The organism is Bradyrhizobium sp. WBAH42, from assembly GCF_024585265.1.
Taxonomy (GTDB): domain Bacteria; phylum Pseudomonadota; class Alphaproteobacteria; order Rhizobiales; family Xanthobacteraceae; genus Bradyrhizobium.
Window position 1 is genome coordinate 247,773 of sequence record NZ_CP036533.1, and the last position, 25,568, is coordinate 273,340.

The window sequence follows — 25,568 nt, forward strand, 5'->3', positions numbered from 1 at the left end:
CCAGCCCTTGTAAGAAGTCAGCCTTTGGCCCGCAGCTCGCGGCGCAGTACCTTGCCGGTCGCTGTCATCGGCAGCGTCTCGGCGAACTCGACGAAGCGCGGATATTCGTGCGCGGCGAGCTGCACCTTGACGAAGTCCTGGATCTCGCGCGCCAGCGCGTCGCTGCCGGCAAAGCCCGGACGCAGCACGATCCAGGCCTTGATCGATTCGGTGCGGATCGGATCGGGAATGCCGACCACCGCAGCCATTGCCACCGACGGATGTTTCATCAGCGTGTGCTCGATCTCGGAAGGGCCGACGCGGTAGCCGGCCGTGGTGATGACGTCGTCCTCGCGACTGACGTACCAGAAATAGCCGTCCTCGTCCTGCACGCCGAGATCGCCGGTGAGCAGGAAGTCGCCGGCATATTTCTTCGCCGTCGCCTCCGGATTACGCCAATATTCCAGCATGGTGACGGGACATGGCTGGCGCACGCCGATGATGCCGCGCTGACCGCGCGGCAATTCCTCGCCCTTGTCGTTGACGATGCGGACGTCGAAGCCGGGCGTCGCCTTGCCCATCGAACCCGGGCGGATCGGAAACAGGTTGGGATTGCTGCCGATCACGAGGTTGCACTCGGTCTGGCCGAACACCTCATGCGCATCGATACCAAACGTCTCGCGCACCCAGCCGAGCAATTCACCGCCGAGCGACTCCCCGCCGGTGAAGATGCTGCGCAGCTTCACGCCGGAATGCCTGACGCCGGCCTGCCGCATCAGCTTCAGGGCCGTCGGCGGCAGAAAGACGTTGCGGACGGAAAGATCGGCCATCATCTGCATCGCTGCCTGCGGCTCGAATTTTCGCGCGCGATGGCCGACCAGCGGAATGCCGTGGTACCAGAACGCGAGCAGGCCGTTGATGAGCCCGCCGATCCAGGCCCAGTCCGCCGGCGTCCACATGAGATCGCCGGGCTTGGGTAAGAAGTTGTGGCACATCTCCACATTCGGCAGATGGCCGAGCACGACGCGATGCGCATGCAGAGCGCCCTTGGGATTACCCGTCGTGCCCGAGGTGTAGATGATCAGCGCGGGATCGTCGGCCGAGGTATCCGCGCGCGCGAAGTCGGGCGAAGCGGCTTTCACCGAAGCCCAGAACGATTTCGTGCCGGCGGGGGCGCGCGCGCCAACGATGTAGACGTTCCTCAGCTCCGGCAGGCGGTCGCGGATCTTCGACAGCTTTTCCCAGCCGCCCTCGTCGGTGACGATCGCCTTGGCCTCGGAGTTCGACAGGCGGAACTCCAGCGCGTCCTCGCCGAACAGGGCGAACAGCGGGATCGAGATCATGGCGGAGCGAAACGCCGCCATGTGCACGATCGGCAATTCCAGCGACTGCGACAGGAAGACCGCGACGCGGTCGCCGCGGACAAGTCCGTCGGCCTTAAGCACATTGGCGAAACGGCGCGACATCTCCGCGACCTCGTCGAACGAGGTGCGGCTGGTGGCGCCGTTCTCGTCGACATAGATCAGCGCAAGCCGGCCGCTGCCGTCGGCATGGCGATCGCAGCACGCCTCCGCCATGTTGAAGCGCGCGGGGATGTCCCAACGGAAGTTGCGGACGAGCTCGTCGTAGGTTGCAGCTTCGGTGAGCATGGGCTTGGTCGTTTCCCGGTGTGTTGTTATGGCCCAGTCTAGAGCTGTGAATGCTCGGAACAAGAGCTCGGGACGTCATTCCGGGGCGACGCGTCAGCGTCGAGCCCGGAATCCATTGCGTAGCGTTTGCCGCGGCCCAATGGATTCCGGGTTCGCCCTGCGGGCGCCCCGGAATGACAGGGGTCACCGCACCGTCGCAAAGAACTTCCTGACATCGCGCACGAACAGCTCCGGCTGCTCGAAGGCGGCGAAGTGACCGCCCTTCTCCATCTCGCTCCAATGCGTGATGTTGGGGAAGTTCGGTTCCATCCAGCACCGCACCGGCGTGATGATCTCCTTCGGAAACACCGCGACGCCCGTCGGCACCTTCACCACCGGCGTGGTGCGGCGCTTGCCGAAGCTCTCCCAATAGAGCCGCGCCGACGACGTCGCCGTCTGCGTCGCCCAATAGAGCATGACGTTGTCGAGCAGCTCGTCCTTGCTGAAGATGTTCTCGGGATGGCCATTGCAATCGGTCCAGGCCCAGAACTTTTCCAGGATCCAGGCCGCCTGGCCGCTCGGCGAATCCGTCAGGCCATAGCCGAGCGTCTGCGGCCGCGTCGATTGCTGCTTGGAGTAGCCGGAATCGAGATCGACATAATGCTTGAGGCCGGCAAGCGCGCGCTTCTCCTCTGCCGTCGGCTCACCCTCGACCTTCGGCGCCGCGTTGAAGGCGAGCGTGATATGGATGCCGGCGCAATGAGCGGGGTCATGCGCGCCGAGCGAGGTCGTCACCGCCGAGCCCCAGTCGCCGCCTTGCGCGGCATAGCGCGCGTAGCCCAGCCGCTCCATCAGCTTGGCCCAGGTCGCGGCGATGCGATCGACGCCCCAGCCGGTAGTCCTTGGCTTGCCCGAGAAGCCGAAGCCCGGCAGCGAGGGGCAGATCACGTGGAAGGCATCGGCGGGATTGCCGCCATGCGCGGCGGGATCGGTGAGCGGCGCGATCACCTTCTGGAACTCGACGATCGAGCCGGGCCAGCCATGGGTGATGATCAACGGCAGCGCCGACGGCTCCTTCGAGCGCGCATGGATGAAGTGGATGTCGAGCCCGTCGATCCCGGTGGTGAACTGCGCGAAGCGATTGAGCTTTGCCTCGCGGGCCCGCCAGTCGTAATCGTCGGCCCAGTAGGTGCAGATCTCCTGGATCCATTTCAGCGGCGCGCCCTGGCTCCAGTCGTCGACCAGCTCCGCCTCCGGCCAGCGCGTGCGGGCGAGGCGCGACTTCAGGTCGGCGAGGATGTCGTCACCGATGGCGATGCGAAATGGATTGATGGCGGTCATCGTGCCTCCCCATTTTTCTTGTTGTCATTCCGGGGCGCGTCTCTTGGCGCGAGCCCGGAATCCATTTCGCAACAGAGCCGGCAGCACGATGGATTCCGGGCTCGACGCTTCGCGTCGCCCCGGAATGACGGCTAACCCGACAGCGCGGCCTTCACCAAACCGCTGGCCTTGCCGAAATCCATCTGCCCTGCGTATTTCGCACGCAGCACGGCGATCACCTTGCCCATGTCCTTCATGCCGGCTGCGCCGGTCTCGGCGATCGCGTCCGCAATCGCCTTCTTCACGTCGTCCTCGGACATCTGCTTCGGCAGATACGCCGAGATCACCGCGATCTCCTCGCGCTCCTGCGCGGCAAGCTCGGCGCGGCCGCCCTTGTCGTAGAGCTCGACCGCCTCCTGGCGCTGCTTGATCATCTTCTGTAGCACCGCGAGAATGTCGCCATCCGACAGCGGCGGCTTGCCGCTACCGCGCGCGTCGATGTCGGCATTCTTGATGGTCGAGTTGACCATGCGCAGCGTGGACAGCTTGCGCTCGTCCTTGGCCTTCATGGCCTCCTTGACCGCATTGTTGATGTCGTCGCGCAGCATGATCGGCCTCGTTTGGAAACAGTCCGGAAAGACTCGTGGTCTACAACAAGATGTCGCGTCAATATAGGTGCTTGGATGAAGACCGGAAAGCATCTCGCCATGTTGGCAGTCTGCCTCGTGGTGCTCTGGGCAAGCCGTTTCGGCCCCTACACCTGCGGCTCGCTTCCGGCCTTCACCGGAGAAACCGGATCGTCCTGGCTTGCGATCGCGGCGAACGGCCTCTTTCTGGTCCTTCTGATGTACCTGCCGGTCTACGACTTCATAGCCCTGCTGACCTACAAGCTCGGCTGGGAGCTAAAGTTCGATCCGCTCGTGGTCTACGAGGGCGAATTCTCGACGAATCCGGTCTCCACGAAGACCCGGCGCGTGCTTTACGCGGTGGATATCGCCGTGGTTGGCTTCTTCCTCGTGCCGCTATGGACCAAGGCCGCCTATTGCGGGTGAGTGCTTAGCTCGCGAGCCATTCGGTGAGCGCCCGCACCGTCGCCTCCGGCTGTTCGGCTTGCGGCAGGTGTCCGCAGCGATCGAGGATCACGAGCCTCGCGCCGGCGATGCCCTCGGCCATCTCCTTGGAGAACGCGTTGGGGATGGTGTTGTCGGTATCGCCCGTCAGCACCAGCGTCGGGCACTTGATCGTCGCCAGCAAGGGGCACGAATCCACCCGGGCGATGATCGCGGTCTGCTGCCGCAGATAGGCTTCGACGCCAACGTCCTCGTCTTGCGCATGCACGAGCTCGAGAATCTCAGCGTCATCGCGCCGCGACGGATGCACGAGCTCCGGAAAGCTCTCCTCGCGGACGGCGCGGAGCTCGCCGCGCCTGGCGCGCTCCATCTGGGCACGGCGGCGCGCGGTTGCCTCCGGCGTGTCGGGCCGCGCCTGCGTGTTGATCAGCGCGAGCTTCGTCACGCGCTCGCTGGCCTGGCGCATGATCTCGAACGCGATGTAGCCACCCATGGAATGGCCGGCGAGGGCGAAGCGCGGCGGCGCCTCGGCGAGGATGCGGCGGGCGATCGCCGCCATGCTGTCGTCGCGGATGTGGTTGGCAACCGTCACCGGTCCGAAACGCCAGAGCGCGGGGATCACGGGCGCATAGATGCGGGCCGAGGACGCCAGCCCCGGAACCAGCACAATCGGGGTCGTCCGGTCCATTATTGCCTCGCAAGCCCCAAGATTTGCCGGAAATTAGCCGGCCGAGCTTAAGGGCGGGAGGAGGCCTGTCAAATATGCAAAAACGCATGTGAATCCGGCCTCTCCCGCTTTGACGGGCGCGCGCGGGGGGACTATGAAACGCGCTCATGACACAACATGACAACGATCCCGCCTGGCCGGACCATAAACCGACCGCGCTCCTCGTGCTTGCCGACGGCACGGTACTCGAGGGCTTTGGCCTCGGCGCCGAAGGCCACGCCGTCGGTGAGGTCTGCTTCAACACGGCGATGACCGGCTATGAGGAGATCCTGACCGATCCCTCCTATGCCGGCCAGCTCATCACCTTCACTTTCCCGCATATCGGCAATGTCGGCACCAACGAGGACGACATCGAGACGGTGAATATGGCGGCGACGCCGGGCGCGCGCGGCGTGATCCTGCGCACCGCGATCACCGATCCCTCGAACTATCGCGCCACCAAGCATCTCGACGCCTGGCTCAAGGCCCGCGGCATCATCGGCCTCTCCGGCATCGACACCCGCGCGCTGACCGCGCTGATCCGCTCCAAGGGCATGCCCAACGCCGTGATCGCGCACTCGAAGACCGGCGAGTTCGATCTGCATGGCCTCAAGGAAGAGGCGCGCGAGTGGCCGGGCCTCGAAGGCATGGACCTCGTGCCGATGGTGACGAGCGGCCAGCGCTTCACCTGGGACGAGACGCCTTGGGCCTGGGACAAGGGCTTCGGCCGGCAGGACAAGCCCGAGTTCAACGTCGTCGCCATCGATTACGGCATCAAGCGCAACATCCTGCGCCTGCTCGCCGGCGTCGGCTGCAAGGTGACGGTGGTGCCGGCAACGACCTCGTCCGAAGACATCCTGGCGCTGAAGCCGGATGGGGTGTTCCTGTCGAACGGGCCCGGCGATCCGGCTGCGACCGGCAAATATGCGGTGCCCGTGATCCGCGACGTGATCAAGTCGGGCACGCCGACCTTCGGCATCTGCCTCGGCCACCAGATGCTGGGGCTCGCCGTCGGCGCTCGAACCAAGAAGATGCATCAGGGTCATCACGGCGCCAATCACCCGGTCAAGGACGAGACCACCGGCAAGGTCGAGATCACCTCGATGAACCACGGCTTTGCGGTGGACGAGACGACGCTGCCGAAGGGCGCGACGCAAACCCACATCTCGCTGTTCGACGGCTCCAATTGCGGCATCCAGCTCGACGGCAAGCCGGTGTTCTCGGTGCAGTACCACCCCGAGGCCTCACCCGGCCCGCGCGACTCGCACTATCTGTTCCAGCGTTTCGCCGATCTGATGCGGCAGAAGAAGAGCGCGTAAGACGCGTTCTCCTCGGATACTTCACGACAAAGCCTGGGCTTTTTCGTCATTCCGGGGCGCGCGTAGCGCGAGCCCGGAATCCATCGGCCAACAGACTCTGCAGCACGATGGATTCCGGGCTCGACGCTGCGCGTCGCCCCGGAATGACAGAACCAGGAACGCCGCCTCACTGTTCTCGTTGATTCCTGCTACCCTGACGCAGGAGCCCAGCCATGTCCGTCGTCCGCGACAAGGCCGAGCCGCTCGCCATCGTGTTCGAGGATGACGGGCTCGTGCCGAACAACATCCTTCCGTTCCTGGTCTACCAGGGCGCGGTGAAGCTCGATCCGAAGCGCCCGGAAGAGACGATCGAACTTCTGTTCGAAGCGAACGGCTGGGGCGGGACGTGGCGCAACGGCGTCTACGATTATCTGCATTATCATGCGACGGTGCATGAGGTGCTCGGCGTCGCGCGCGGCAGCGCCCGCGTCCGCTTCGGCGGCGACCATGGCCAGGAGCTTCAGATCCAGGCCGGCGACGTTGCGATCCTGCCCGCCGGCACCGGGCATCAATGCATCAAGGCGAGCGATGATTTCTGCGTGATCGGCGCCTATCCACCGGGCGCGAAGATGGAGATCACGCGGGCAACGCCGGAGAATCATGTCAAAGCGCTGAAGACGATTCCACGCGTCGCGCTGGCGCCGGCTGATCCCGTGACGGGGAAGGATGGGGCATTGATGCGGTTGTGGCGGTAGCTGCGAGCGCGGCGCAGCGGTGCGGTAGGGTGGGCAAAGGCGCGCCGTTGCGCGCCGTGCCCACCACTCCATCCGTACAATCCAGTTGGTGGGCACGCTTCGCTTTGCCCACCCTACCGCCCTGTGTCCTACGCCTCGTTGCCACCTTCCTGCCGGGTCGCTTCGAACAGGAACCAGGTCCGCCGCTCGGTCTCGTCGATGAAGTTTTCCAAAATGCTGGCGCTGGCGACGTCGCCGGCCTCGTCGCAGACATCGTGCGCCTTGCGCATCGCGGCCGCGACGAGCTTGTTGTCCTGCATCAGCTCGCGCAGCATCTCGCGCGGCGGGACGTAGTCCTCGTTGTTGTCCTTGATGGTCTGGAGCTTTGCGACCTGGCCGATCGACTTCAGCGTGGTGCCGCCGATCTTGCGGACACGCTCGGCGAGCTGGTCGGTGGTGGCGAAGATCTGGTCGGACTGCTCGTCGAGCAGCAGGTGGTAATCCCGGAAGTGGCGCCCGCTGATGTGCCAGTGGAAATTCTTGGTCTTGAGATAAAGCGCGAAGGCGTCGGCCAGAAGCACGTTGAGCGCCTCCGAGACCTTCTTGACCCCGTCGGGCGACAGATCGGTGGGGGTATCGAGTTCGGGCGAGACCTTGTTGTTGGTTTTGCTCACGGGAGACCTTCCTGTTAGGACGCGGACATTGACGGCACGCCGTCGCACCCCTAACGCAAGGCGGACAGCGCCGGTTCCGCTAGCGGAACCGTTAGGCCGGGACCTTCGAATACCATGGACGATTGGATCGATTATTACGACTCGACGCATACGATCTATGTCAGCAAGCTGCATCGCGACTTGCACTTCCAGATCATTGCGCGGGACATCATCGGCTACATCCCCTCGCCCGATGCGACAGTGCTGGACTATGCCTGCGGGGAAGCGCTGTCGGCGAACCAGGTGGCAGCCGCCTGCGGCAAGCTGATCCTGGCCGAGCCCGCGCCCGGCGTGCGCGGCCGGCTGATCGCGCGCTTTGCCCCGAACACCAAGATCCGCGTCCGCTCGCTCGACGACGTCCGCAAGATGCAGGACCAATCGATCGACCTCGTCGTGATGAACTCGGTCGCGCAATACATGACGCCGGACGAGCTCGATGCGGCGCTCTTGAACATCCGCCGGATCCTGAAACCCTCCGGCAAGCTGGTGCTCGGCGATATTCTCCAGCCGCAGGTCGGCATGGCCAGGGACGTGATGGCGCTGCTCGGCTTCGGCCTGCGCCATGGCTTTCTGAAGGACGCGCTGATCGGGCTGATAAGCACCGCGCTGTCGGATTATCGCCAGCTGCGCTCGAAGATCGGGCTGCAGCGCTACAGCGAGGACGAGGTCACGGCCAAGCTGAAGGTGGCGGGCTTCGCGGCCCAGCGCGCCCACAGCAATATCGGCCACAACCGCTGGCGCATGACCTTCATCGCCAGGCCGCCTCTGATCCGTTAAGCATAACAATTAGCCGTTGTGGCTTGTCGCACTGCAATCGGTAATGATCGCCGCGGCCCGGTGGCGGAAGCGTCTACGCGAGGGCGGTGCAACGCTCTACATCCTGGTTCAAATCCAGGCCGGGTCTCCAGCCTTCGCTGCCATCGCAGCTTCGGCTCGGCAAGCCAGCCTTGCCGCGCCATAGCTCGCAGAGCGGCGGCGGGGCAACCGTCTCATTTTCGGTCGACCTCGATCAAGTCGCAGCCGGACACGAGCGGAAGCCGGTCGGCATCCTTGGCTGCGGAGCTGAGCACCGCATCGAGCAGGCCCGGGAAGCGCGCCTCCAGATCCTCTCGTCGCAGCCGCATGAAGCGGTTGGTGCCGGCGATGCGCGTCTGCATCAGGCCGCATTCGCGCAGCTTGGCGAAGTGATAGGCGAGGTTGGACTTGCCGCTCAGCGCGCTGAAGTCGCTGCAGCGGAGTTCGCTGCTGACACGTTCCTGCTGGGCGAGCTGGTAGACGATCGCCAGACGGATCGGATCGCTCAGGCAATCCAGGACCATCGGCAGTTCGATCTGCTCGCGGGTGGGATGGTGCGGCGTGCGGCTCATGGTGCGGGAATCATAACGATGCGCCGGCAATGTTCAATAGTTCTTGAACCAATTGACAGCGAAATCGCCTCGTTCGATAGTTCAATGAATCTTGAACATAAGGAGCGTTTCCGATGAGCGTGCTCTGGCTGGCCCTGGCGGCCTTTGCGATCGGCACTGAAGGTTTTGTCATTGCAGGGCTTTTGCCGGCGATCGCTTCCGACCTGTCGATTTCCGTCTCGGCCGCAGGCCAATTGGTCACGGCCTACGCCCTCACCTATGCGGTGGGGTCGCCCATCCTCGCAGTCGTGCTGAACAATATCGATCGCCGGACCGTGCTGGCTCTGGCGCTATCGACCTTCATCGCCGGCAACCTCGCCGCGATGGTCGCATCCAACTACGCCCTGCTGCTGGCCTCCCGAATGCTGATGGCGCTGGGCTCGGGGCTGTGCATGCCGACGGCGCTTGCCGTGTCCGTGGCGGTCGCCGCGCCCGAAAGGCGCGGCCGTGCGGTGGCGCTCGTCACCGCCGGCCTCACGGTTGCGACCGTGATCGGCGTTCCCTTCGGCAATCTCGTCGGCAGCCTGTTCGGCTGGCGTGCAACCTTCGCCATGGTCGCCCTGATCGGCGCTGTTGCGCTCGCCGGCCTGCTGCTCGGGCTGCCGCGCGGCCTGCCGCGCAATACGGCCTCTCTCGGCGAGAGGCTGGCGGTGGCGCGCCATCGCAACGTCGTGGTCGCGCTGCTGATCACGATGTTGTGGGCCCTGGGCGGCTTCACGGTGTTCACTTATTTCGCAGTCCCGCTGCGCGGCCTCGGCTTCGACGCCTCGCAGATCAGCCTTGCTCTGCTGGTGTTCGGCGGCGCGGCGGCGATCGGGAACATGTTCGGCGGCGTCCTGGCCGACCGGCTCGGCACGCTCGCGACCGCAGGCCTCGGGCTCGCCGGCATGGCGGGCGCCCTGATCCTGCATTCGCTGGTCCTGAAGCTGATGCCCGCACAGGCGCATTATGCGGTGCTCGGCACGATCTTCCTCTGGGGACTCTCGGGCTGGGCGTTCTATCCGGCCCAGATCGCCAGCATCATCCGGATCGAGCCGCAGGCCTCGATGATCGCGCTCTCGCTCAACGCCTCGTCGATGTATCTCGGCTTCGCCATTGGTGGAGCGCTGGGCGGCGCGGTGCTGGCCACCCTCTCGCCTGATGACCTCGGCTGGATCGGCGGAACGAGCGTTGCGGCCTCGCTTCTGGTGCACCTCGCCCGCGGCTGGCAGGCACGGCCAAAACCGGTCAAAATTGCCGGTTGATGGGCGTTTTTCGGGGTTTCGCCGCTCCGAAAACTGGTCTAAGACCCACCCGCGCGCGAGGGAAGACCCCGCGCTCTCGCAAAAGGGACGCGCGGCAAGCGCGCCCTTTTTTTGTGCCCAAATTCCACTTCGGCGAGAGTTGATGCCCAAACGTACAGACATCACCACCATCCTGATCATCGGCGCCGGCCCCATCGTGATCGGCCAAGCCTGCGAGTTCGACTATTCGGGCACGCAGGCGGTGAAGACGCTGAAGGAAGAGGGCTATCGCATCGTCCTCGTCAATTCCAACCCGGCCACCATCATGACCGACCCGGAATTGGCGGATGCGACCTATATCGAGCCGATCACGCCCGAGATCGTCGCCAAGATCATCGAGAAGGAACGTCACGTCATTCCCGGCGGTTTCGCGCTGCTGCCGACCATGGGCGGCCAGACCGCGCTGAACTGCGCGCTGTCGCTGCGCCGGCAGGGCACGCTGGAGAAGTTCGGCGTCGAGATGATCGGCGCCACCGCCGATGCCATCGACAAGGCCGAAGACCGCCAGCTGTTCCGCAACGCCATGACCAAGATCGGGCTGCAGACGCCGAAGTCGCGGCTTGCCAACGCCTCGGAGCTGAAGAAGTCGTTCCGCGACAAGTATCACGCCGAACGCGAGAAGCTGTCGGGCGCGGCGCTCGAAGAGCTCGACCGGCAATGGACCCTCGGCGAAGGCGACCGCCGCAAGCGCTATCAGGAATATGCGCTGGGCCAAGCGATGATGGCGCTGTCCGAGATCGGCCTGCCCGCGATCATCCGTCCCTCCTTCACCATGGGCGGCACCGGCGGCGGCATCGCCTACAACAAGGAAGAGTTCCTCGACATCATCGAGCGCGGCCTCGATGCGTCTCCCACCAACGAAGTGCTGATCGAAGAATCCGTGCTCGGCTGGAAAGAGTACGAGATGGAGGTGGTGCGCGACAAGAAGGACAATTGCATCATCGTCTGCTCGATCGAGAACCTCGATCCGATGGGCGTGCACACCGGCGATTCCATCACGGTGGCGCCGGCGCTGACGCTGACGGACAAGGAATACCAGATCATGCGCGACGCCTCGCTGGCGGTGCTGCGCGAGATCGGGGTCGAGACCGGCGGCTCCAACGTGCAGTTCGGCGTCAATCCCGAGGACGGCCGCATGGTCGTCATCGAGATGAATCCGCGCGTGTCGCGCTCCTCCGCGCTGGCCTCGAAAGCCACCGGCTTTCCGATCGCCAAGGTCGCCGCCAAGCTCGCGGTCGGCTACACGCTCGACGAGATCGCCAACGACATCACCGGCGGCGCAACACCGGCCTCGTTCGAGCCGACCATCGACTACGTGGTCACCAAGGTGCCGCGTTTTGCCTTCGAGAAGTTCCCGGGCGCCTCGACCACGCTGACCACCTCGATGAAGTCGGTCGGCGAAGTCATGGCGATCGGCCGCACCTTCCAGGAAAGCCTGCAAAAGGCCCTGCGCGGGCTCGAGACCGGATTGACCGGCCTCGACGAGATTGAGATCGAGGGCCTCGGCCGCGACGACGACAAGAACGCGATCCGTGCCGCGCTCGGCACGCCGACGCCGAACCGCATTCTCCAGGTCGCCCAGGCCATGCGGCTCGGCTGGTCGAACGAAGACATCTTCAACTCCTGCAAGATCGATCCGTGGTTCCTTGCCGAGATGCGCGGCATCGTCGAGATGGAGGAGAAGGTCAGGAAGAATGGCCTGCCTGGCAACGCCTTCGGCATGCGCACCCTGAAGGCCATGGGCTTCTCCGACGCGCGGCTCGCCGTGCTGGCCGAGACGACGGAGGCCGAGGTCAAGGCGAAGCGCCACGCGCTCGGCGTTCACCCGGTGTACAAGCGCATCGACACCTGCGCGGCCGAGTTCGCCTCGCCGACCGCCTACATGTACTCGACCTACGAGGCGCCGTTCGCGGGCCTACCCGCGGACGAGAGCACGCCGTCCGACAAGAAGAAGGTCATCATTCTCGGCGGCGGTCCCAACCGCATCGGCCAGGGCATCGAGTTCGACTATTGCTGCTGTCACGCCTGCTTCGCGCTGCATGACGCCGGCTACGAATCCATCATGGTCAACTGCAATCCCGAGACGGTGTCGACCGACTACGACACCGCCGACCGGCTCTATTTCGAGCCGCTCACCGCCGAGGATGTGCTGGAGATCATTGCCAAGGAACGCAGCAAGGGCACGCTGCACGGCGTCATCGTGCAGTTTGGCGGCCAGACGCCGCTGAAGCTGGCGCGCGCGCTGGAAGCCGCCGAAGTGCCGATCCTCGGCACCTCGCCCGACGCCATCGACCTCGCCGAGGACCGCGACCGCTTCAAGCGCGTGCTCGACAAGCTTCGCCTCAAGCAGCCGAAGAACGGCATCGCCTATTCGGTCGAGCAGGCTCGCCTCGTCTCTGCCGATCTCGGCCTGCCGCTGGTGGTGCGCCCGTCCTACGTGCTCGGCGGCCGCGCGATGCAGATCATCCGCGAGGAGAACCAGCTCAACGATTATCTGCTCGGCACGCTGCCGGAGCTGGTGCCGGCCGACGTCAAGGCGCGCTATCCGAACGACAAGACCGGGCAGATCAACACCGTGCTCGGCAAGAACCCACTGCTGTTCGACCGCTATCTGTCTGACGCCACGGAAATCGACGTCGACTGCCTCTGCGACGGCAAGGACACCTTCATCGTCGGCATCATGGAGCACATCGAGGAAGCCGGCATCCATTCCGGCGACAGCGCCTGCTCGCTTCCGCCGCACTCGCTCGATGCGAAGATGATCGAGGAACTGGAGCGGCAGACGCGCGAGCTCGCGCTCGGCCTCGACGTCATCGGCCTGATGAACGTGCAATACGCCATCAAGGACGGCGAGATCTACGTGCTCGAGGTCAATCCGCGCGCCTCGCGCACCGTGCCGTTCGTCGCCAAGGTGGTCGGCACGCCGGTCGCCAAGATCGCCGCGCGCATCATGGCCGGCGAGAAGCTCGCCGATTTCAAGCTGAAGAAGGCGACGCTCAAGCACGTCGGCGTCAAGGAATCGGTCTTCCCGTTCGCACGCTTCCCCGGCGTCGACACCGTGCTCGGTCCGGAGATGCGCTCGACCGGCGAGGTCATGGGCATCGACCGCTCGTTTGCGGTGGCCTTCGCCAAGAGTCAGCTCGGCGGCGGAACGCGGGTGCCGCGCAAGGGCACGGTGTTCGTCTCGGTGCGCGAAAGCGACAAGACGCGCATTGCGGATGCCGTCCGCGAATTGCATTCGCTCGGCTTCAAGGTGCTGGCGACCTCGGGCACCGCACGCTTCCTGACCGACCAGGGCATCCCGACCGAGAAGGTGAACAAGGTGCTGGAGGGGCGGCCGCACATCGTCGATGCCATCACCAATGGCGACGTCCAGCTCGTCTTCAACACCACCGAAGGCCCGCAGGCACTGGCCGACAGCCGCTCGCTGCGGCGCGCGGCCCTCTTGCATAAAGTGCCATATTACACCACTCTTTCCGGGGCCGTGGCGGCCGCGCAGGGCATCCGCGCCTATCTGGGCGGGGACCTTGAGGTTCGTACCCTGCAGAGCTACTTTTCGGAAACCTGATCGCTAGCGGCAGCGAAGCTTCCGCTAAGTGATTGGCAATGAAGCCACAATGGCCGGAGGAACTGTCCGGCCAGGTGGCAGTTCTGTTCCGGCGCTAAAGCCCATATCTGTCAAGGTCCGGAAGCCCCTCTTTGGGCTCTGGAGGACTGACGAATCAAGGTTGCGGCGCCCATCCGCATTCTGGGGCGCACGATCGAAGGACGAGAGAGACGATGGAAAAGGTTCCGATGACCCAGGCCGGCTTTGTCGCGCTCGGGGAAGAATTGAAGCAGCGCCAGTCCGTGGACCGTCCGCGGATCATCGAGCATATCGCCGAGGCGCGCTCGCACGGAGACCTGTCGGAGAACGCGGAATATCATGCCGCGAAGGAAGAGCAGTCGCACAATGAGGGCCGCATTGCCGAGCTCGAGGACAAGCTCGCGCGCGCCGACATCATCGACATCTCCAAGCTCTCCGGCGACACCATCAAGTTCGGCGCCACCGTGACGCTGGTCGATGAGGACACCGAGAAGAAGACGGTGTGGCAGATCGTCGGCGAGGTCGAGGCGGACGCCAAGAAGGGCCGCATCTCGATCACCTCGCCGCTCGCACGCGCCTTGATCGGCAAGAAGAAGGGCGCCACGGTCGAGGTCAACACGCCTGGCGGCGCCAAGGCGTACGAGATCACCAAGGTTGAGTGGCGGTAAGGATTTGCCGCTGCGCTGACGTTTCGAAAAGGCCGCGCGACGCGCGGCCTTTTTGCTTCTCTTCACCTCTCCCCGTAAGAACGGGAGAGGGAGAAGACCCTCACCGCCGCCCCTTCACCTCCAGCGGCACCGCCGCCTCGTATTTCGAATTGTGCAGCACCAATGACGTACGCACGTTGCGCACATGCGGTGCGGCGGTTAGGTGCGTGACGAAATCCTGGAAGGTCGCCATGTCGGGGGCGACGCATTTCAGGATGAAATCGACCTCGCCGGACAGCATCCAGCATTCCCGCACCAAAGGCTCGGCGCGGACGAACTCCTCGAACGCGCGCAAATCCGCCTCGGCCTGACTGGACAGGTGCACGGCGGCGAAAACGGTGACGTCGAAGCCCAGCTTGCGTGCGTCCAGGAGGCCGCGATAGCCGTGGACATAGCCCTCCTCCTCCAGCGCCCGGACGCGGCGCAGACAGGGGGGCGGCGAGATGCCGACGCGCTTGGCCAACTCGACATTGGTGATTCGACCGTCGGCCTGAATCTCGGCGAGAATTTTGAGGTCGATCTCGTCTAGGTTCCGCGACACGTGATTGGAACTCCTGGCCTTTGCGGCGGTATTGGGTGATTTGTCGAAATCCTCATAGCCTAACCAGCACAGCTAGCGCAATTTTATTGCGCGTGCAGCGCAATCGACTTTTGTTCCCTGTTGGAAAAATCCGCCGAGAGGGAATGCAATTCTTGCATGGCTCGCCAGAAGGCTTAGATTAGCTCTGATATTTCAGCGCCTCCGCGAGGCCTCCCGGCACATTCCGCGCCCGCGCTGCAAATCCCCCGTGAAAGGCGTCCATCGAAATGTCCGCTCCTGTTCATGCAAAGGTCGTCATCATCGGCTCCGGCCCGGCCGGCTATACCGCCGCGATCTACGCCGCGCGCGCGATGCTGGAGCCGATCCTGATCCAGGGCATCCAGCCCGGCGGACAGCTCACCATCACCACCGACGTCGAGAACTATCCCGGCTTCGCCGACGTGATCCAGGGCCCCTGGCTGATGGAGCAAATGGAGAAGCAGGCGGTCCATGTCGGCACCAAGATCGTCACCGACCTGGTCACCAAGCTGGAGACGGCGCGGCGGCCGTTCCGCCTCACCTGCGACAGCGGCGACGTCTATCTCGCCGAGACCGTGATCCTGGCCACCGGCGCGCAAGCGCGCTGGCTCGGGCTGCCGTCGGAAGCCAAGTTCCAGGGCGGCGGCGTGTCGGCCTGCGCCACCTGCGACGGCTTCTTCTACCGCGGCAAGGAGGTGATCGTGGTCGGCGGCGGCAACACCGCGGTCGAGGAAGCCCTGTACCTCACCAACCATGCCTCGCAGGTCACGATCGTTCATCGTCGCGATCACTTCCGGGCCGAGCGCATCCTGCAGGAGCGTCTGTTCAAGCATCCGAAGATCAAGGTGATCTGGGACGCCGCCGTCGACGAGATCTGCGGCACCGAGAACCCCAACAAGGTCACCCATGTCCGGCTCAAGAACGTCAAGACCGGCGCGCTCACGGACGTGAAGGCCGACGGCATCTTCATCGCCATCGGCCATGCGCCGGCGACCGAGCTCGTCAAGGATCAGGTCAAGCTGAAACCCTCGGGCTATATCGAGGTCGCCCCGAACTCGACCGCGACCTCGGTGCCCGGCCTGTTCGCCGCCGGCGACGTCGCCGACGAAACCTATCGCCAGGCCGTGACGGCCGCCGGCCTCGGCTGCATGGCCGCACTCGAAGCCGAACGTTTCTTGGCCCTTCGCGCCAGCGAGCGCGCGGCAGCGGAATAGAATCATGCCCCGAACACGCGACGGATTTACGGATATGGACTGGGACAAGCTGAAGGTGTTTCACGCCGCGGCGGAAGCGGGCAGCTTCACGCATGCGGGCGAGCAGCTCGGCCTGTCGCAATCGGCGGTATCGCGCCAGGTCTCGGCGCTGGAGCAGGAGCTCTCGGTCTCGCTGTTCCACCGCCACGCCCGCGGCCTGATCCTCACCGAGCAGGGCGACCTGTTGTTCCGCACCGCGCATGACGTGTTCATGCAGCTGCAGGCGGCGCGCGCCAAGCTGACCGACAGCCGCGAGCGGCCGAGCGGCGATCTCAAGATCACCACCACGCCCGGCGTCGGCATCAACTGGCTGATCCCGCGGCTCGGCGAATTCACCGCGCTCTATCCCGAGATCCGCATCTCGTTGATCGTCACCGACGAGGAGCTCGATCTGTCGATGCGCGAGGCGGACGTTGCGATCCGCACCCGCAAGCCGACGCAGCCGGATCTGATCCAGCGCAAGCTGTTCGCGATGGGCTTCCACGCCTATTGCTCGCCGGAATACATCAAGCGCTTCGGCACGCCGCGCACGCTGGAGGAGCTCGACTCCCACCGCATCATCACGCTGTCGGACGGCAACTTCGCGCCGCACCTGCAGAACCGCAACTGGCTGATCGAAGCCGGGCGCAACGGCTCGGGTCCGCGCGAAGCCTATTTCAAGGTCAACAACATCCTCGGTCTCGTGCGCGCCTGCGCGCAGGGCCTCGGCATCGCCGCCCTGCCCGATTACCTGGTCGAGGAGCAGAGCAAGCTCGTGCAGCTGTTCGGCGAGTCGGATTCGATCCAGCTCGACACCTACTTCGTCTATCCCGAGGAGTTGAAGACGGTCGCGCGCGTGCAGGTGTTCCGCGACTTCGTGGTGAGCAAGGCGCAACGCTGGCCGTCCTGATTTCCGCATGTCTGACATGCGGCCTCGGCTGTTGCTGCAAGGCACTCGGCAAGCTCATAATGTTTGCACGCTGAGCCTTCGCGTTGCGCATTTGTCCCCCTCCTCCAGTGGCGCGGGAGTTCAGTAATCCCTCTTGGAAGGTGATTGTGTCGGCCTCACGTGGCCAATACCTAAGCCGGGCCCTCGGGTCCGGCTTTTTTTCGTCAAAATGTGGCTTCGCGCTCCGCGTGTATTGACAGTTCCACCTATCCCCCGCATCATTTCCGAATGATCACGAAGTCGTGCGCAATCTCGTTCGAGGCCATCGTCTCGAAAAAAGGCCCCCATCCCGGGGCCTCGGATCTTTGCGCTCGCTAGCTGACTTCGTCATCGCTGCAAATCTTCGAAAACCCCGCCGCCTGGACGGGGTTTTTTCATGTGCCCTCCGTCTCAGGCTTTTTCCCGAGAAGGAGATGGAAACATGACCGGACTTCGAGATCATTTGCACGGGCTGTGGCTGCCGCTGGTGACGCCGCTCCAGGACGGCGCGCTGGACGAGAGGTCGCTGCGGCGGCTGACCCGGCACTACGGCGCGCACGGCATCGACGGCTTCATCCTGGGCGCGACCTCCGGTGAAGGCATGACGCTGCGCGCGGCCGAGCTCGAACGCCTCGTCGCCGTGGTGCGCGAGGAGATGGCGGCCGGCGGCGGCAACCTGCCGATCTGCCTCGGTCTGTCCGGCGCCGACACCTCGCGCCTGCAGGAGCGCCTCGACAAGACCGCGGACTGGCCGATCGACGGTTACCTGATCGCCAGCCCCTACTATGTGCGGCCGTCGCAGCGCGGCCTGCTGGCGCATTTCGAGACGCTCGCCGACCACGCGGCATGGCCGATCGCGCTCTACAACATTCCCTATCGCTGCGCGGTCAACATCACCAACCAGACCATGCTGCGGCTTGCCGAGCACAAGAACATCATCGGCCTGAAGGATTGCGGCGCGAGCCGCGAGCAATCGATCGCGCTCTTGCGCGACCGGCCGAAGGGTTTTCGCGTGCTCACCGGCGAGGACGCCAATTATCTCGAGGCGCTCGGTGACGGCGCCGACGGCGGCATCGTGCTCTCGGCCCATGTCGAGACCGCGACGTTCGCAGCCGTGTACACGGAGGCGAAGCGCGGCAACCACGATGCGGCGCAGGCGCGCTGGCACGAGGTCGCCGAGCTGACGCGGCTGTTGTTCGCCGAGCCGAGCCCCGCGCCGGCGAAGTACTGGCTGTGGCGATCAGGCCTGATCGACAGCCCGGAGGTGCGCCTGCCGATGGTGGAAGTGAGCAGCGAGCTCGCGGCGACGATCGATCGCGAGATCGAGCGACGGATGAAGGTCGCGGCGTAGTGCTCTCTCTCTCTCTCTCTACGCGCGAGTTCTTCCTTCTCCCCTTGCGGGAGAAGGTGGCGCGAAGCGCCGGATGAGGGGTTCTCTCGACGCGCAACACTGTTCGTGAGGAGAGAGACCCCTCACCCGTCTCGCCGCTACGCGGCGAGCCACCCTCTCCCGCAAGGGGAGAGGGTTGAGGCCCGCGTGGTTAACCGCGCCCCAACGACGTTCGCAGCTGCCGCAATCCGCATCCACGTCTCGTTTACGTGACCGCGCCTATCGTTCCCTTCAAAGTCACCGAAGGGGGAATGACCATGGGGTATCGCAACCGGCCTACGGCCGCGAGCCAGTTCGCGCCCGCCGATCTCTTGCGGGGAATTCTCGTCGTCTCGTCGTTCGGGTTCTGGGCCGTGATGCTCGGCCTGATGCCGGTATTGCTGTTTCGCGTCTGGCTGGTCGGCTGAGGCCGGCGCGCGGGATGGTTAATCCGTGGTAGCACCTGTGTTCAAAATCCACGGACCGATGCGATCCGGATCTTAAAACATCGCTGCTATCACTGATGCCCATAAGCGAAGAAATCGCGGGGGCGTTTGTGAATAGTCAGAATGAAATGGCGTCGCATTTCGACGCAGAACAGCAGGGCTTTACCACCGAGGACATTCTCTGGGCCGTCGGCATCTGGTCGGTGATCCTGACCCTGTCGCCGGTCATCGTGTTCTACATGCTGATGGTGGCGTGAGGGAAAGCCCGGAAACGAAAAACGCGCGGACTTCCCGCGCGTTTTTCGCCGCTCGAAATGAAACAATGAAAAATCAAGCAGCCTGCTTGTGCATCGCGCCGGATGCCGACGCCGTGCCGCGAATAGCCTTCACCGAACGCTCGATCGCCGCCCAGAGCCTTGCGATTTCCTGAGCCGCACGGCTCTCGGCCTGATACTCGCGCGCGCCTTCGCCGTGGCTCAGCGCCATCAGCAAATCCGAACGATTGGTGATCTGGCCGCCCCACACCGGAGCGCGGAATTTCGCCAGCGCTTCGCGGGCGATGGTGACGATCGGGCTTTCGGCTTCGTCGCGCTTGGCCGGAGCACCGTTGAGGACGACCGCGTAGGGCTTGCGCGCCGCGCGGCACATCTGGATGGTTTCCTGCACGGCGTTGACGTCGAACACGCCGGGACGCGCCGGGATGACCACCATGGTGGCGTTCTTGATCGCGTCGTCGACGACGGCCGACAGGTTCGGCGGCGTGTCGATCAACACCCATTCATAACCGTCGCGCTTGGCAGCGGAGACGATGCCGCTGACGGAGTTGACGGCCGCCTTGATCGGCGGCTCGTTGGTGCCGCGCAGCTTGTGCCACAGCGTGAGCGAGCCCTGCGGATCGGCGTCCACGAGCATGACCTGCTTGCTTGCCTTGATCTGCGCAGCAAGATGTGCAGCTAGGGTACTCTTGCCCGAGCCGCCTTTACGCGATGCAAAAACAATGACGTTCATACCTTCGGCCTCCAGATTGACCCCAGGCCGCGAAAATGAATCACGCCGCTGATTCGGGAAAGAAAAATTTGTCGGGGGCTGCGCGACAGCCACGAAATAACAAGACGTGTTGGCTTTTGAGTCACACTGCTTCGCAGCATAAAGACACGGGCCGCAACGAAAGGCCGCTCGTGGGGGGCGTCTGTGTGTTTTTTGAGCAACGAGGCGGAAAGTGAAATGCAACCTTGCCGCGCAAACCCGCCAGCGATTCTTTTCAAGCGCCCACGCGCGTCAATCGGCTGAGGCCTGCCGGCGTCGTGCGAACAAAACGAGTCCGGCTGTCGCTCAGCCTTGGCCGCTAGGCGCTTAGCCTTGGCTGGATTTCTTCTTCGTCGCCGGCTTGCTGTTCTTCTTGGCGGTCTTCGGCGCGATGCTGGTCGGCTTGCCGGCACGGGCCTGGCCAGGCTCCGGTCCACGGCGGAAGAACACCGCGCATTGCGGCGAGAGCTGCGCCTTCTTCTTGATCATGCAGGCGGTGATGGCATCGACGTTCGGGACGAACTCGCCGCACAGCCGCATCGCATCCGGCGTGCAGGCCTGCTGCTCCTCCTGGGTGTAGGCGAAACCGGCGCGCGGCAGCGCCAGGACGGCCAGGGCAAGCGCGAGGCTTGCAACGGCCGAGGGCTTAGCAAAGGACTTCAAGCGAAACGCCGGCATCGATCCCCCCACATGACGAGTCGGTTGCGAATAGTGGGTGAACGGCGGTTCGTTGGCAACCGAGGGGGTTGCGAAAGCCGACACGTGTGCGGTCTCGGCAACAGGGCGGGGTCAGGAGCCTCGGCAGTTCCGGGGGAACGCGACGACGACCCCGCCGTCGGGGCCTCAAACAAAAAACTGCGAAAACAACCCCATGCACAGTAGCCAAGTCATTGCAAACACTCACGTCGCCAAATTTTAGGATTTTTCGAAGACCGGTTTGACTCGTCGGGCAAAACAGGGGCAAGATGTCACCATCAAAATGCGCGTGGATGGTGCTCGTTCTCCCGCGCTGATCAGAAGCGAGCGGGAGTGGAGGCGGTCACATGACGGGGAATGAGGCGGAGCTGCCGCTGTCGGGTGTGACGGTGGTTTCGCTGGAGCAGGCGATCGCCGCGCCGCTGGCGAGCCGGCACCTCGCCGATTGGGGCGCGCGGGTGATCAAGATCGAGCGGCCAGGGACCGGGGATTTCTGCCGCGACTACGACCACGTGATGAACGGCATGTCGAGCCAGTTCGTCTGGACCAACCGTTCCAAGGAAAGCCTCGCCATCGACATCAAGAGCCCCGAGGGGCGCAAGGTGCTCGACGCCCTGCTGCCGCGGGCGGACGTGTTCATCCAGAATCTCGCGCCTGGCGCAGCGGAGCGGCTCGGCCTCGATGCCGCATCGCTGCTGCGCAAATATCCGCGCCTGATCGCCTGCGACGTCTCCGGCTATGGCCTAGGGGGCCCCTACAGCGACAAGAAGGCCTATGATCTGCTGGTGCAGTGCGAGGCCGGCGTGCTCGCCATCAACGGCACCGAAGCGGAGCCCGCCAAGGTCGGGCTTTCGGTGGTCGATATCGCCACCGGCATGTACATCCTGAACGGCGTGCTGATGGCGCTGTACGCCCGCGAGCGGACCGGCAAGGGCACGGCGTTCCAGGCCTCGCTGTTCGATTCCATCACGGACTGGATGAGCTATCCCGCGTTCTACACTGAGAGTACCGGCAAGCCGCTGCCGCGCACCGGCGCCAGGCACGCGACGATCGCGCCTTACGGCCCGTTCCGGGTCGGCGACGGAACGACCGTCTTCTTCGGCATCCAGAACGACCGGGAATGGCGGTCGCTGTGCCGCGTCGTGCTCGGCGATGCCGCACTTGCCGACGACCTGCGCTTCCGCACCAATCCGCTGCGCATGCAGAACCGCGACGATCTGCAATCCCATATCGAGCGGCGCTTTGCATCCATGACCAGCGAGGAGGTGCTGCGGCTGCTGGACCAAGCCGCGATTGCCAATGCGCATCTGAACTCGGTCGAGGCTTTCCTGCAGCATGAGCAGCTTCACGCCCGCGCGCGGGTGAGAAGCGTGGGATCACCGTGCGGCCCGGTGATGAGCTTCCTGCCCGCGCTCACCCTTCCCGGCGTGACGCCGCGGATGGATCCGGTGCCTGATGTCGGCGAGCACAACGCGTCGATCCTCGGCGAACTCGGCCTCAGCAAGGGAACGTGAGCATGGTGTCGCTTCGGCCGACGCGGGCCTATCTCGCCGTTCCCGCGCATCGCGCCCGTCTCGTCGCCAAGGCGGCGGCATCATTGGCGGATGCGGTGTTCATGGACCTCGAAGACGCCGTGCCGCCCAACGAGAAGGCGCTCGCGCTGGAGGAAGCCGCCCGCGCGCTGTCCTCGCTTCATTGGGGCAACAAGCACGTTGCGGTCAGGCTCAACGCGGTCGACAGCTCGTTCATCGCCGAGGAGATCCGCACCCTGGCGGCCCTGCCCCGGCTGGATGCGGTGATCGTGCCGAAGGCGGAGCGCGTGAGCGACATCGTCGCCATTGCCGACCAGTTGCACGCGGCCGCGCCGGATCGCGCCGCGCCGCTCGCGCTCGAGCTGCTGATCGAGACCGCGCTCGGTCTCGTCAATGTCGACGCCCTCGCCGCGTGCCACGACAGCGTCGCGGCGCTGCATCTCGGCGTCGGCGACCTCGCGGCCTCGCTCGGCGCCCGCACCTCCGACATCGGCATCTCGCCGGATGGCTACCGCCACGTCGGCTCCGCGCAGAGCGGCTACGCCGCCGCGCCGCTCGACCTGTTCGCCTATCCGATGATGCGCCTCCTCGTCGCGGCTCGCGCGCGGGGCCTGCGCGCGATCGACGGCCCCTGCGGCGCGTTCCGCGATGCCAGGCTGACCGAGGCCAGCGCGCAAAAGGCCGCGGCGATGGGTTTTGACGGCAAGCAGGTGATCCATCCCGACCAGATCGAGCCGACGCTGCGCGCGTTCACGCCCTCGGCCGAGGAGCTGGCCCAGGCGCGGCGGGTGGTCGAGGCCATGGAGCAGGCCGAAGCGCTGGGACAGGGTGCGGTGACGCTGGACGGCAAGATGATCGACTATGCCAACGTGCGGATGGCGCGGCGGATCATCGAGCTGGGGTCGTAGCGGCGTTGAGGCTGAGTCCCCTGCGGCGCATCCTTCGAGACGCCCGCTTCGCGGGCCCTCAGGATGAGGACGGCATGCGCGGCAACAGTTTCGATGCGCAGCCATGCAGGTGAGCCTCATCCTGAGAGGCTGCGAAGCAGCTTACTGCTTCGGCTCAGCTCGCGCTTCCAGCCCGCGAAGCTGTGTCCCGACAGTCAAGTCACCGATCTTACGGCCCATGTCCTTTCCGACCTCCGTCGAGAAACGGTAATGGAAACCGGCATAGATGCGGGCATTTGCGACCTCATCGCTATAATCCTGGAGCTTGGTCCATTTGCGAGTCACCCCTGGCGCAGTAGGGCTGGTCATCGTTAGCTCTCCGACCTCGTCGCCGGCGATGGACCGGAGAACTGTGGAAACCGCCGCCGATACGATGCAGTGGGCGCAGGGGTATTCGGGATGCAACGGCGTTTCACCCAGCGGCAACCAGGACGGTTCGCGTGGCGTCATCGGGTTGTGCGTGATGTCCGCGTTGCGTATGGCCGTTACAGGCCGCCAGAAGTTGTAATGATACTTCGCATCAAGGACGGCAACGATTGCGTCGTTCGCAGCGATCTCGGTGAGGGCGAAGAGGCGCGAGCAGTCAACGACGTCCATGTGCTTGGCCGAGGCGACCTGCCGGACGATTGGATTGAAGCTGGGAGGCCCGACCAGGAACCAGACTCGTCCGATCGCGGTCTGCTCTGCCGTTCGGGTGGTGCTGTTGCGAGCGCCGAGCTCCCGAATTTCATTGACGTCTCTGGTCCAGGTCTCGGAATCAAGCGCCGGTGGTGGCGCTGGACGGAATTGTGAGACCGATGTCATGACCCAAGGGGACATTCTTCCAGCCGTCGTGCCGATCGGCACCACCGTCGGCACATAGGCCCCCGGGGCTGTATAGGGACGATAAGTCTCCTGGACGTCACTGCCGTCATCCCTGCGCAACGCTATCACGCCGGAAGCGGCAATCTTTCCAAGCTCGATTCCATTCGCCTTTCCCTCCGTGTCCGGAATGCCGGAAAGCGATGCAATCAATGCCGCATCAAGGGCAGATTTCTGGTCCGGATAGATCGTCAGAAGAATGTTGTAAGCCGCAGTCGATGCTGCGGCTTCCTTGGACGTGGAGCGGTCTGCTACGAGATCCAGCTTGTATGGAGTGTATCGCCTGTCGATCGCGTTGACGGCCTCGAACATGGCAACGTGAAGCATCGACATCGTGCGGGCCTGTGGCACAGGCAGCACCTTCTTTTCGGCGGCAATCGCATCTGCTTTCGCGTTCCAGTCCATGATGACATCGGCACGCGCAGTGCCGATGCAGACTGCGAGAGTGGCGACGATCAGGAATGGAGATCTCGTTGCAAGAAACGTCTTCATCTTCATGCTCCTCGTTGTTTCAACAGAGAGCGACATCTTGTACGGATGAGCCGCGCAAGAACGTAGAAGTGCAGAACGATCTTAAGATTGCAGCAAGCCCGCTGCTGTGAAACAGTTTACACCTGTCCTCGCTTTCGTCGAAAAGAGTTTGAGGCCGCGCCCCAAAGAGTAAGATCGACTGCCTTACGTGATGCACGACCTGCAATCTCGGCAGTCTTCCGAGCAATCATCACACCGTTTGCGCACTCAGACTCGCCGCCGGCGCTGATCAAGCTCGGCATCTATTCGTTTCGCGCGAGGTGAAGAGCGAGCGGCTGAGCATTTTGGTGATGCCGCTCCAGCTTTCGGCAATGCCAGTCGCTGCGTTCGTCTGGCAAGATTGCTCGACCCTGTCGGCGTCATCGTGCTGTTCGCGGCGATGCCGACCGGCGCGAATGCGTACATTTTTGCCGTATCAGCGGCTGGTGAACCCGGTGTCGGGCGCAGTGACGCTGGGGACGCTGCTGGCCGCGGTGACGTTGCCGGTGGTGGTGTGGGTGGTGGCGAGGTGAGGTAGCGCAGCACGGTTCCAATCATTTTGCCTTTGCACGCAAAGGTCGCTAGGCTGCCCCGATACACATTGCAGGGAGGGGGCCCATGGCACAGCGCGAAGAGATCCTCGCATTGATCAGGACCGCCTACGCCGCGCGCGGCAAGGGCGACATCGAAGGCCTGGTGACGGCTTTTCATCCCGAGGGCCACTTCACCTTGATGGGCGACAAGGGCGCGCTCGAACTGACGGGGCGCATGGAGGGGCACCCGACCCTGCGCGCCGCTTTCACTCAGTTCACCGACACCTTCGGCTTCGAAAGCCACGAAATCCTGGCTGAACTCGTCGACGGGGATCGCGTCGCAGTCCATTCCCGGGTTCTCGTTCGGTATAATCCAGGCGGAAAGACTTTCAGCACCGAGATCCTGGACCTGTTCAGATTTCAGGACGGCAAGATCGCCGAGTTGATCGAGTTTGCGGATACGGCGCAGATCAAGGCGGTGATTGCGTGAGGCGGGATG

At 64.3% G+C, this 25,568-nt stretch carries 25 protein-coding genes and 1 tRNA gene; 16 read left to right on the forward strand and 10 right to left on the reverse strand.

The window, feature by feature from the left end; translation table 11 throughout:
* Positions 1 to 17: 17 nt before the first annotated feature.
* The 3 genes from DCG74_RS01205 to DCG74_RS01215 form a co-directional block, all read right to left on the reverse strand.
* Positions 18 to 1,628 (reverse strand): acyl-CoA synthetase, encoded by a 1,611-nt coding sequence (locus DCG74_RS01205; protein ID WP_172789001.1) that lies wholly within the window; start codon positions 1,626 to 1,628, stop codon positions 18 to 20.
* Positions 1,629 to 1,811: 183 nt separating this feature from the next.
* A complete protein-coding gene (locus DCG74_RS01210; protein ID WP_172789000.1) occupies positions 1,812 to 2,948 on the reverse strand; it encodes an epoxide hydrolase family protein in 1,137 nt (378 codons plus the stop codon).
* Between the two features lie 131 nt (positions 2,949 to 3,079).
* On the reverse strand, positions 3,080 to 3,535 hold the full coding sequence (locus DCG74_RS01215) for a GatB/YqeY domain-containing protein (protein ID WP_172788999.1): 456 nt from the start codon (positions 3,533 to 3,535) through the stop codon (positions 3,080 to 3,082).
* A gap of 75 nt (positions 3,536 to 3,610) precedes the next feature.
* On the opposite strand from DCG74_RS01215, the gene DCG74_RS01220 reads away from it, so the two are divergent.
* Complete coding sequence (locus DCG74_RS01220; RefSeq protein WP_172788998.1) at positions 3,611 to 3,979, forward strand: hypothetical protein; 369 nt, start codon at positions 3,611 to 3,613, stop codon at positions 3,977 to 3,979.
* Positions 3,980 to 3,983: 4 nt separating this feature from the next.
* Here DCG74_RS01220 and DCG74_RS01225 read toward each other — a convergent pair whose 3' ends face one another.
* Positions 3,984 to 4,685 (reverse strand): alpha/beta fold hydrolase, encoded by a 702-nt coding sequence (locus DCG74_RS01225; RefSeq protein WP_172788997.1) that lies wholly within the window; start codon positions 4,683 to 4,685, stop codon positions 3,984 to 3,986.
* Between the two features lie 146 nt (positions 4,686 to 4,831).
* Between DCG74_RS01225 and carA the strand changes: the two genes are divergently transcribed.
* Positions 4,832 to 6,022, forward strand: coding sequence for a glutamine-hydrolyzing carbamoyl-phosphate synthase small subunit (gene carA / locus DCG74_RS01230; RefSeq protein WP_172788996.1), 1,191 nt, complete (start codon positions 4,832 to 4,834; stop codon positions 6,020 to 6,022).
* 212 nt (positions 6,023 to 6,234) lie between these two features.
* Positions 6,235 to 6,756, forward strand: a complete 522-nt coding sequence (locus DCG74_RS01235) for a cupin domain-containing protein (protein ID WP_172788995.1) — start codon at positions 6,235 to 6,237, stop codon at positions 6,754 to 6,756.
* Between the two features lie 128 nt (positions 6,757 to 6,884).
* Here the strand turns inward: DCG74_RS01235 and DCG74_RS01240 are convergent, their stop codons facing one another.
* On the reverse strand, positions 6,885 to 7,409 hold the full coding sequence (locus tag DCG74_RS01240) for a Dps family protein (RefSeq protein ID WP_172788994.1): 525 nt from the start codon (positions 7,407 to 7,409) through the stop codon (positions 6,885 to 6,887).
* 114 nt (positions 7,410 to 7,523) lie between these two features.
* On the opposite strand from DCG74_RS01240, the gene DCG74_RS01245 reads away from it, so the two are divergent.
* Positions 7,524 to 8,225 (forward strand): class I SAM-dependent methyltransferase, encoded by a 702-nt coding sequence (locus DCG74_RS01245; RefSeq protein ID WP_172788993.1) that lies wholly within the window; start codon positions 7,524 to 7,526, stop codon positions 8,223 to 8,225.
* 54 nt (positions 8,226 to 8,279) lie between these two features.
* Positions 8,280 to 8,355 (forward strand) — tRNA-OTHER (locus tag DCG74_RS01250).
* An 82-nt stretch (positions 8,356 to 8,437) separates the two neighbouring features.
* On the opposite strand, the gene DCG74_RS01255 is transcribed toward DCG74_RS01250, so the two are convergent.
* Positions 8,438 to 8,815 carry a helix-turn-helix transcriptional regulator gene (locus tag DCG74_RS01255; RefSeq protein ID WP_172788992.1) on the reverse strand — a complete coding sequence of 126 codons (378 nt, stop codon included), beginning with the start codon at positions 8,813 to 8,815 and terminating at the stop codon, positions 8,438 to 8,440.
* 113 nt (positions 8,816 to 8,928) lie between these two features.
* Here DCG74_RS01255 and DCG74_RS01260 point away from each other — a divergent pair, with 113 nt between their 5' ends.
* The 3 genes from DCG74_RS01260 to greA all read left to right on the forward strand — a co-directional run bounded on the left by DCG74_RS01260 (position 8,929) and on the right by greA (position 14,391).
* Entirely contained in the window at positions 8,929 to 10,098 is a 1,170-nt protein-coding gene (locus tag DCG74_RS01260) for an MFS transporter (RefSeq protein ID WP_172788991.1), read from the forward strand.
* Positions 10,099 to 10,240: 142 nt separating this feature from the next.
* Positions 10,241 to 13,705, forward strand: coding sequence for a carbamoyl-phosphate synthase large subunit (carB, locus tag DCG74_RS01265; protein ID WP_172788990.1), 3,465 nt, complete (start codon positions 10,241 to 10,243; stop codon positions 13,703 to 13,705).
* A gap of 212 nt (positions 13,706 to 13,917) precedes the next feature.
* A complete protein-coding gene (gene greA / locus DCG74_RS01270; protein ID WP_036009537.1) occupies positions 13,918 to 14,391 on the forward strand; it encodes a transcription elongation factor GreA in 474 nt (157 codons plus the stop codon).
* Positions 14,392 to 14,491: 100 nt separating this feature from the next.
* Here greA and DCG74_RS01275 read toward each other — a convergent pair whose 3' ends face one another.
* Positions 14,492 to 14,971 carry an Lrp/AsnC family transcriptional regulator gene (locus DCG74_RS01275; RefSeq protein ID WP_172788989.1) on the reverse strand — a complete coding sequence of 160 codons (480 nt, stop codon included), beginning with the start codon at positions 14,969 to 14,971 and terminating at the stop codon, positions 14,492 to 14,494.
* Between the two features lie 266 nt (positions 14,972 to 15,237).
* Between DCG74_RS01275 and trxB the strand changes: the two genes are divergently transcribed.
* From trxB to DCG74_RS01300, 5 genes are all read left to right on the forward strand, one after another.
* Positions 15,238 to 16,203 carry a thioredoxin-disulfide reductase gene (gene trxB, locus DCG74_RS01280; RefSeq protein ID WP_172788988.1) on the forward strand — a complete coding sequence of 322 codons (966 nt, stop codon included), beginning with the start codon at positions 15,238 to 15,240 and terminating at the stop codon, positions 16,201 to 16,203.
* A gap of 4 nt (positions 16,204 to 16,207) precedes the next feature.
* Positions 16,208 to 17,131, forward strand: a complete 924-nt coding sequence (locus DCG74_RS01285; protein ID WP_025032176.1) for a LysR family transcriptional regulator — start codon at positions 16,208 to 16,210, stop codon at positions 17,129 to 17,131.
* A gap of 460 nt (positions 17,132 to 17,591) precedes the next feature.
* Positions 17,592 to 18,500 (forward strand): 4-hydroxy-tetrahydrodipicolinate synthase, encoded by a 909-nt coding sequence (locus DCG74_RS01290; RefSeq protein ID WP_172788987.1) that lies wholly within the window; start codon positions 17,592 to 17,594, stop codon positions 18,498 to 18,500.
* Between the two features lie 290 nt (positions 18,501 to 18,790).
* Positions 18,791 to 18,946, forward strand: coding sequence for a hypothetical protein (locus tag DCG74_RS01295; protein ID WP_172788974.1), 156 nt, complete (start codon positions 18,791 to 18,793; stop codon positions 18,944 to 18,946).
* A 95-nt stretch (positions 18,947 to 19,041) separates the two neighbouring features.
* Positions 19,042 to 19,221, forward strand: a complete 180-nt coding sequence (locus tag DCG74_RS01300) for a hypothetical protein (RefSeq protein ID WP_210268521.1) — start codon at positions 19,042 to 19,044, stop codon at positions 19,219 to 19,221.
* 73 nt (positions 19,222 to 19,294) lie between these two features.
* Here DCG74_RS01300 and DCG74_RS01305 read toward each other — a convergent pair whose 3' ends face one another.
* Together DCG74_RS01305 and DCG74_RS01310 are read right to left on the reverse strand one after the other, a co-directional pair.
* Complete coding sequence (locus tag DCG74_RS01305; protein ID WP_025032179.1) at positions 19,295 to 19,972, reverse strand: ParA family protein; 678 nt, start codon at positions 19,970 to 19,972, stop codon at positions 19,295 to 19,297.
* A gap of 345 nt (positions 19,973 to 20,317) precedes the next feature.
* Entirely contained in the window at positions 20,318 to 20,668 is a 351-nt protein-coding gene (locus DCG74_RS01310; RefSeq protein WP_172788986.1) for a hypothetical protein, read from the reverse strand.
* A 365-nt stretch (positions 20,669 to 21,033) separates the two neighbouring features.
* On the opposite strand from DCG74_RS01310, the gene DCG74_RS01315 reads away from it, so the two are divergent.
* Positions 21,034 to 22,200, forward strand: coding sequence for a CaiB/BaiF CoA-transferase family protein (locus DCG74_RS01315; protein WP_172788985.1), 1,167 nt, complete (start codon positions 21,034 to 21,036; stop codon positions 22,198 to 22,200).
* 2 nt (positions 22,201 to 22,202) lie between these two features.
* Positions 22,203 to 23,126 carry a CoA ester lyase gene (locus DCG74_RS01320; protein WP_172788984.1) on the forward strand — a complete coding sequence of 308 codons (924 nt, stop codon included), beginning with the start codon at positions 22,203 to 22,205 and terminating at the stop codon, positions 23,124 to 23,126.
* Positions 23,127 to 23,267: 141 nt separating this feature from the next.
* On the opposite strand, the gene DCG74_RS01325 is transcribed toward DCG74_RS01320, so the two are convergent.
* Entirely contained in the window at positions 23,268 to 24,518 is a 1,251-nt protein-coding gene (locus DCG74_RS01325; protein WP_246709013.1) for a vanadium-dependent haloperoxidase, read from the reverse strand.
* Between the two features lie 636 nt (positions 24,519 to 25,154).
* Between DCG74_RS01325 and DCG74_RS01330 the strand changes: the two genes are divergently transcribed.
* Positions 25,155 to 25,559 carry a nuclear transport factor 2 family protein gene (locus DCG74_RS01330; protein WP_172788982.1) on the forward strand — a complete coding sequence of 135 codons (405 nt, stop codon included), beginning with the start codon at positions 25,155 to 25,157 and terminating at the stop codon, positions 25,557 to 25,559.
* Positions 25,560 to 25,568 lie beyond the last annotated feature (9 nt).

Coding starts and splice junctions, on each gene's coding strand:
- DCG74_RS01205 (WP_172789001.1), bottom strand. CDS start 1,628: ATGCTCACCGAAGCTGCAACCTACGACGAGCTCGTCCGCAACTTCCGT.
- DCG74_RS01210 (WP_172789000.1), bottom strand. CDS start 2,948: ATGACCGCCATCAATCCATTTCGCATCGCCATCGGTGACGACATCCTC.
- DCG74_RS01215 (WP_172788999.1), bottom strand. CDS start 3,535: ATGCTGCGCGACGACATCAACAATGCGGTCAAGGAGGCCATGAAGGCC.
- DCG74_RS01220 (WP_172788998.1), top strand. CDS start 3,611: ATGAAGACCGGAAAGCATCTCGCCATGTTGGCAGTCTGCCTCGTGGTG.
- DCG74_RS01225 (WP_172788997.1), bottom strand. CDS start 4,685: ATGGACCGGACGACCCCGATTGTGCTGGTTCCGGGGCTGGCGTCCTCG.
- carA (WP_172788996.1), top strand. CDS start 4,832: ATGACACAACATGACAACGATCCCGCCTGGCCGGACCATAAACCGACC.
- DCG74_RS01235 (WP_172788995.1), top strand. CDS start 6,235: ATGTCCGTCGTCCGCGACAAGGCCGAGCCGCTCGCCATCGTGTTCGAG.
- DCG74_RS01245 (WP_172788993.1), top strand. CDS start 7,524: ATGGACGATTGGATCGATTATTACGACTCGACGCATACGATCTATGTC.
- DCG74_RS01255 (WP_172788992.1), bottom strand. CDS start 8,815: ATGAGCCGCACGCCGCACCATCCCACCCGCGAGCAGATCGAACTGCCG.
- DCG74_RS01260 (WP_172788991.1), top strand. CDS start 8,929: ATGAGCGTGCTCTGGCTGGCCCTGGCGGCCTTTGCGATCGGCACTGAA.
- carB (WP_172788990.1), top strand. CDS start 10,241: ATGCCCAAACGTACAGACATCACCACCATCCTGATCATCGGCGCCGGC.
- greA (WP_036009537.1), top strand. CDS start 13,918: ATGGAAAAGGTTCCGATGACCCAGGCCGGCTTTGTCGCGCTCGGGGAA.
- trxB (WP_172788988.1), top strand. CDS start 15,238: ATGTCCGCTCCTGTTCATGCAAAGGTCGTCATCATCGGCTCCGGCCCG.
- DCG74_RS01285 (WP_025032176.1), top strand. CDS start 16,208: ATGCCCCGAACACGCGACGGATTTACGGATATGGACTGGGACAAGCTG.
- DCG74_RS01290 (WP_172788987.1), top strand. CDS start 17,592: ATGACCGGACTTCGAGATCATTTGCACGGGCTGTGGCTGCCGCTGGTG.
- DCG74_RS01295 (WP_172788974.1), top strand. CDS start 18,791: ATGACCATGGGGTATCGCAACCGGCCTACGGCCGCGAGCCAGTTCGCG.
- DCG74_RS01300 (WP_210268521.1), top strand. CDS start 19,042: ATGCCCATAAGCGAAGAAATCGCGGGGGCGTTTGTGAATAGTCAGAAT.
- DCG74_RS01305 (WP_025032179.1), bottom strand. CDS start 19,972: ATGAACGTCATTGTTTTTGCATCGCGTAAAGGCGGCTCGGGCAAGAGT.
- DCG74_RS01310 (WP_172788986.1), bottom strand. CDS start 20,668: ATGCCGGCGTTTCGCTTGAAGTCCTTTGCTAAGCCCTCGGCCGTTGCA.
- DCG74_RS01315 (WP_172788985.1), top strand. CDS start 21,034: ATGACGGGGAATGAGGCGGAGCTGCCGCTGTCGGGTGTGACGGTGGTT.
- DCG74_RS01320 (WP_172788984.1), top strand. CDS start 22,203: ATGGTGTCGCTTCGGCCGACGCGGGCCTATCTCGCCGTTCCCGCGCAT.
- DCG74_RS01325 (WP_246709013.1), bottom strand. CDS start 24,518: ATGAAGACGTTTCTTGCAACGAGATCTCCATTCCTGATCGTCGCCACT.
- DCG74_RS01330 (WP_172788982.1), top strand. CDS start 25,155: ATGGCACAGCGCGAAGAGATCCTCGCATTGATCAGGACCGCCTACGCC.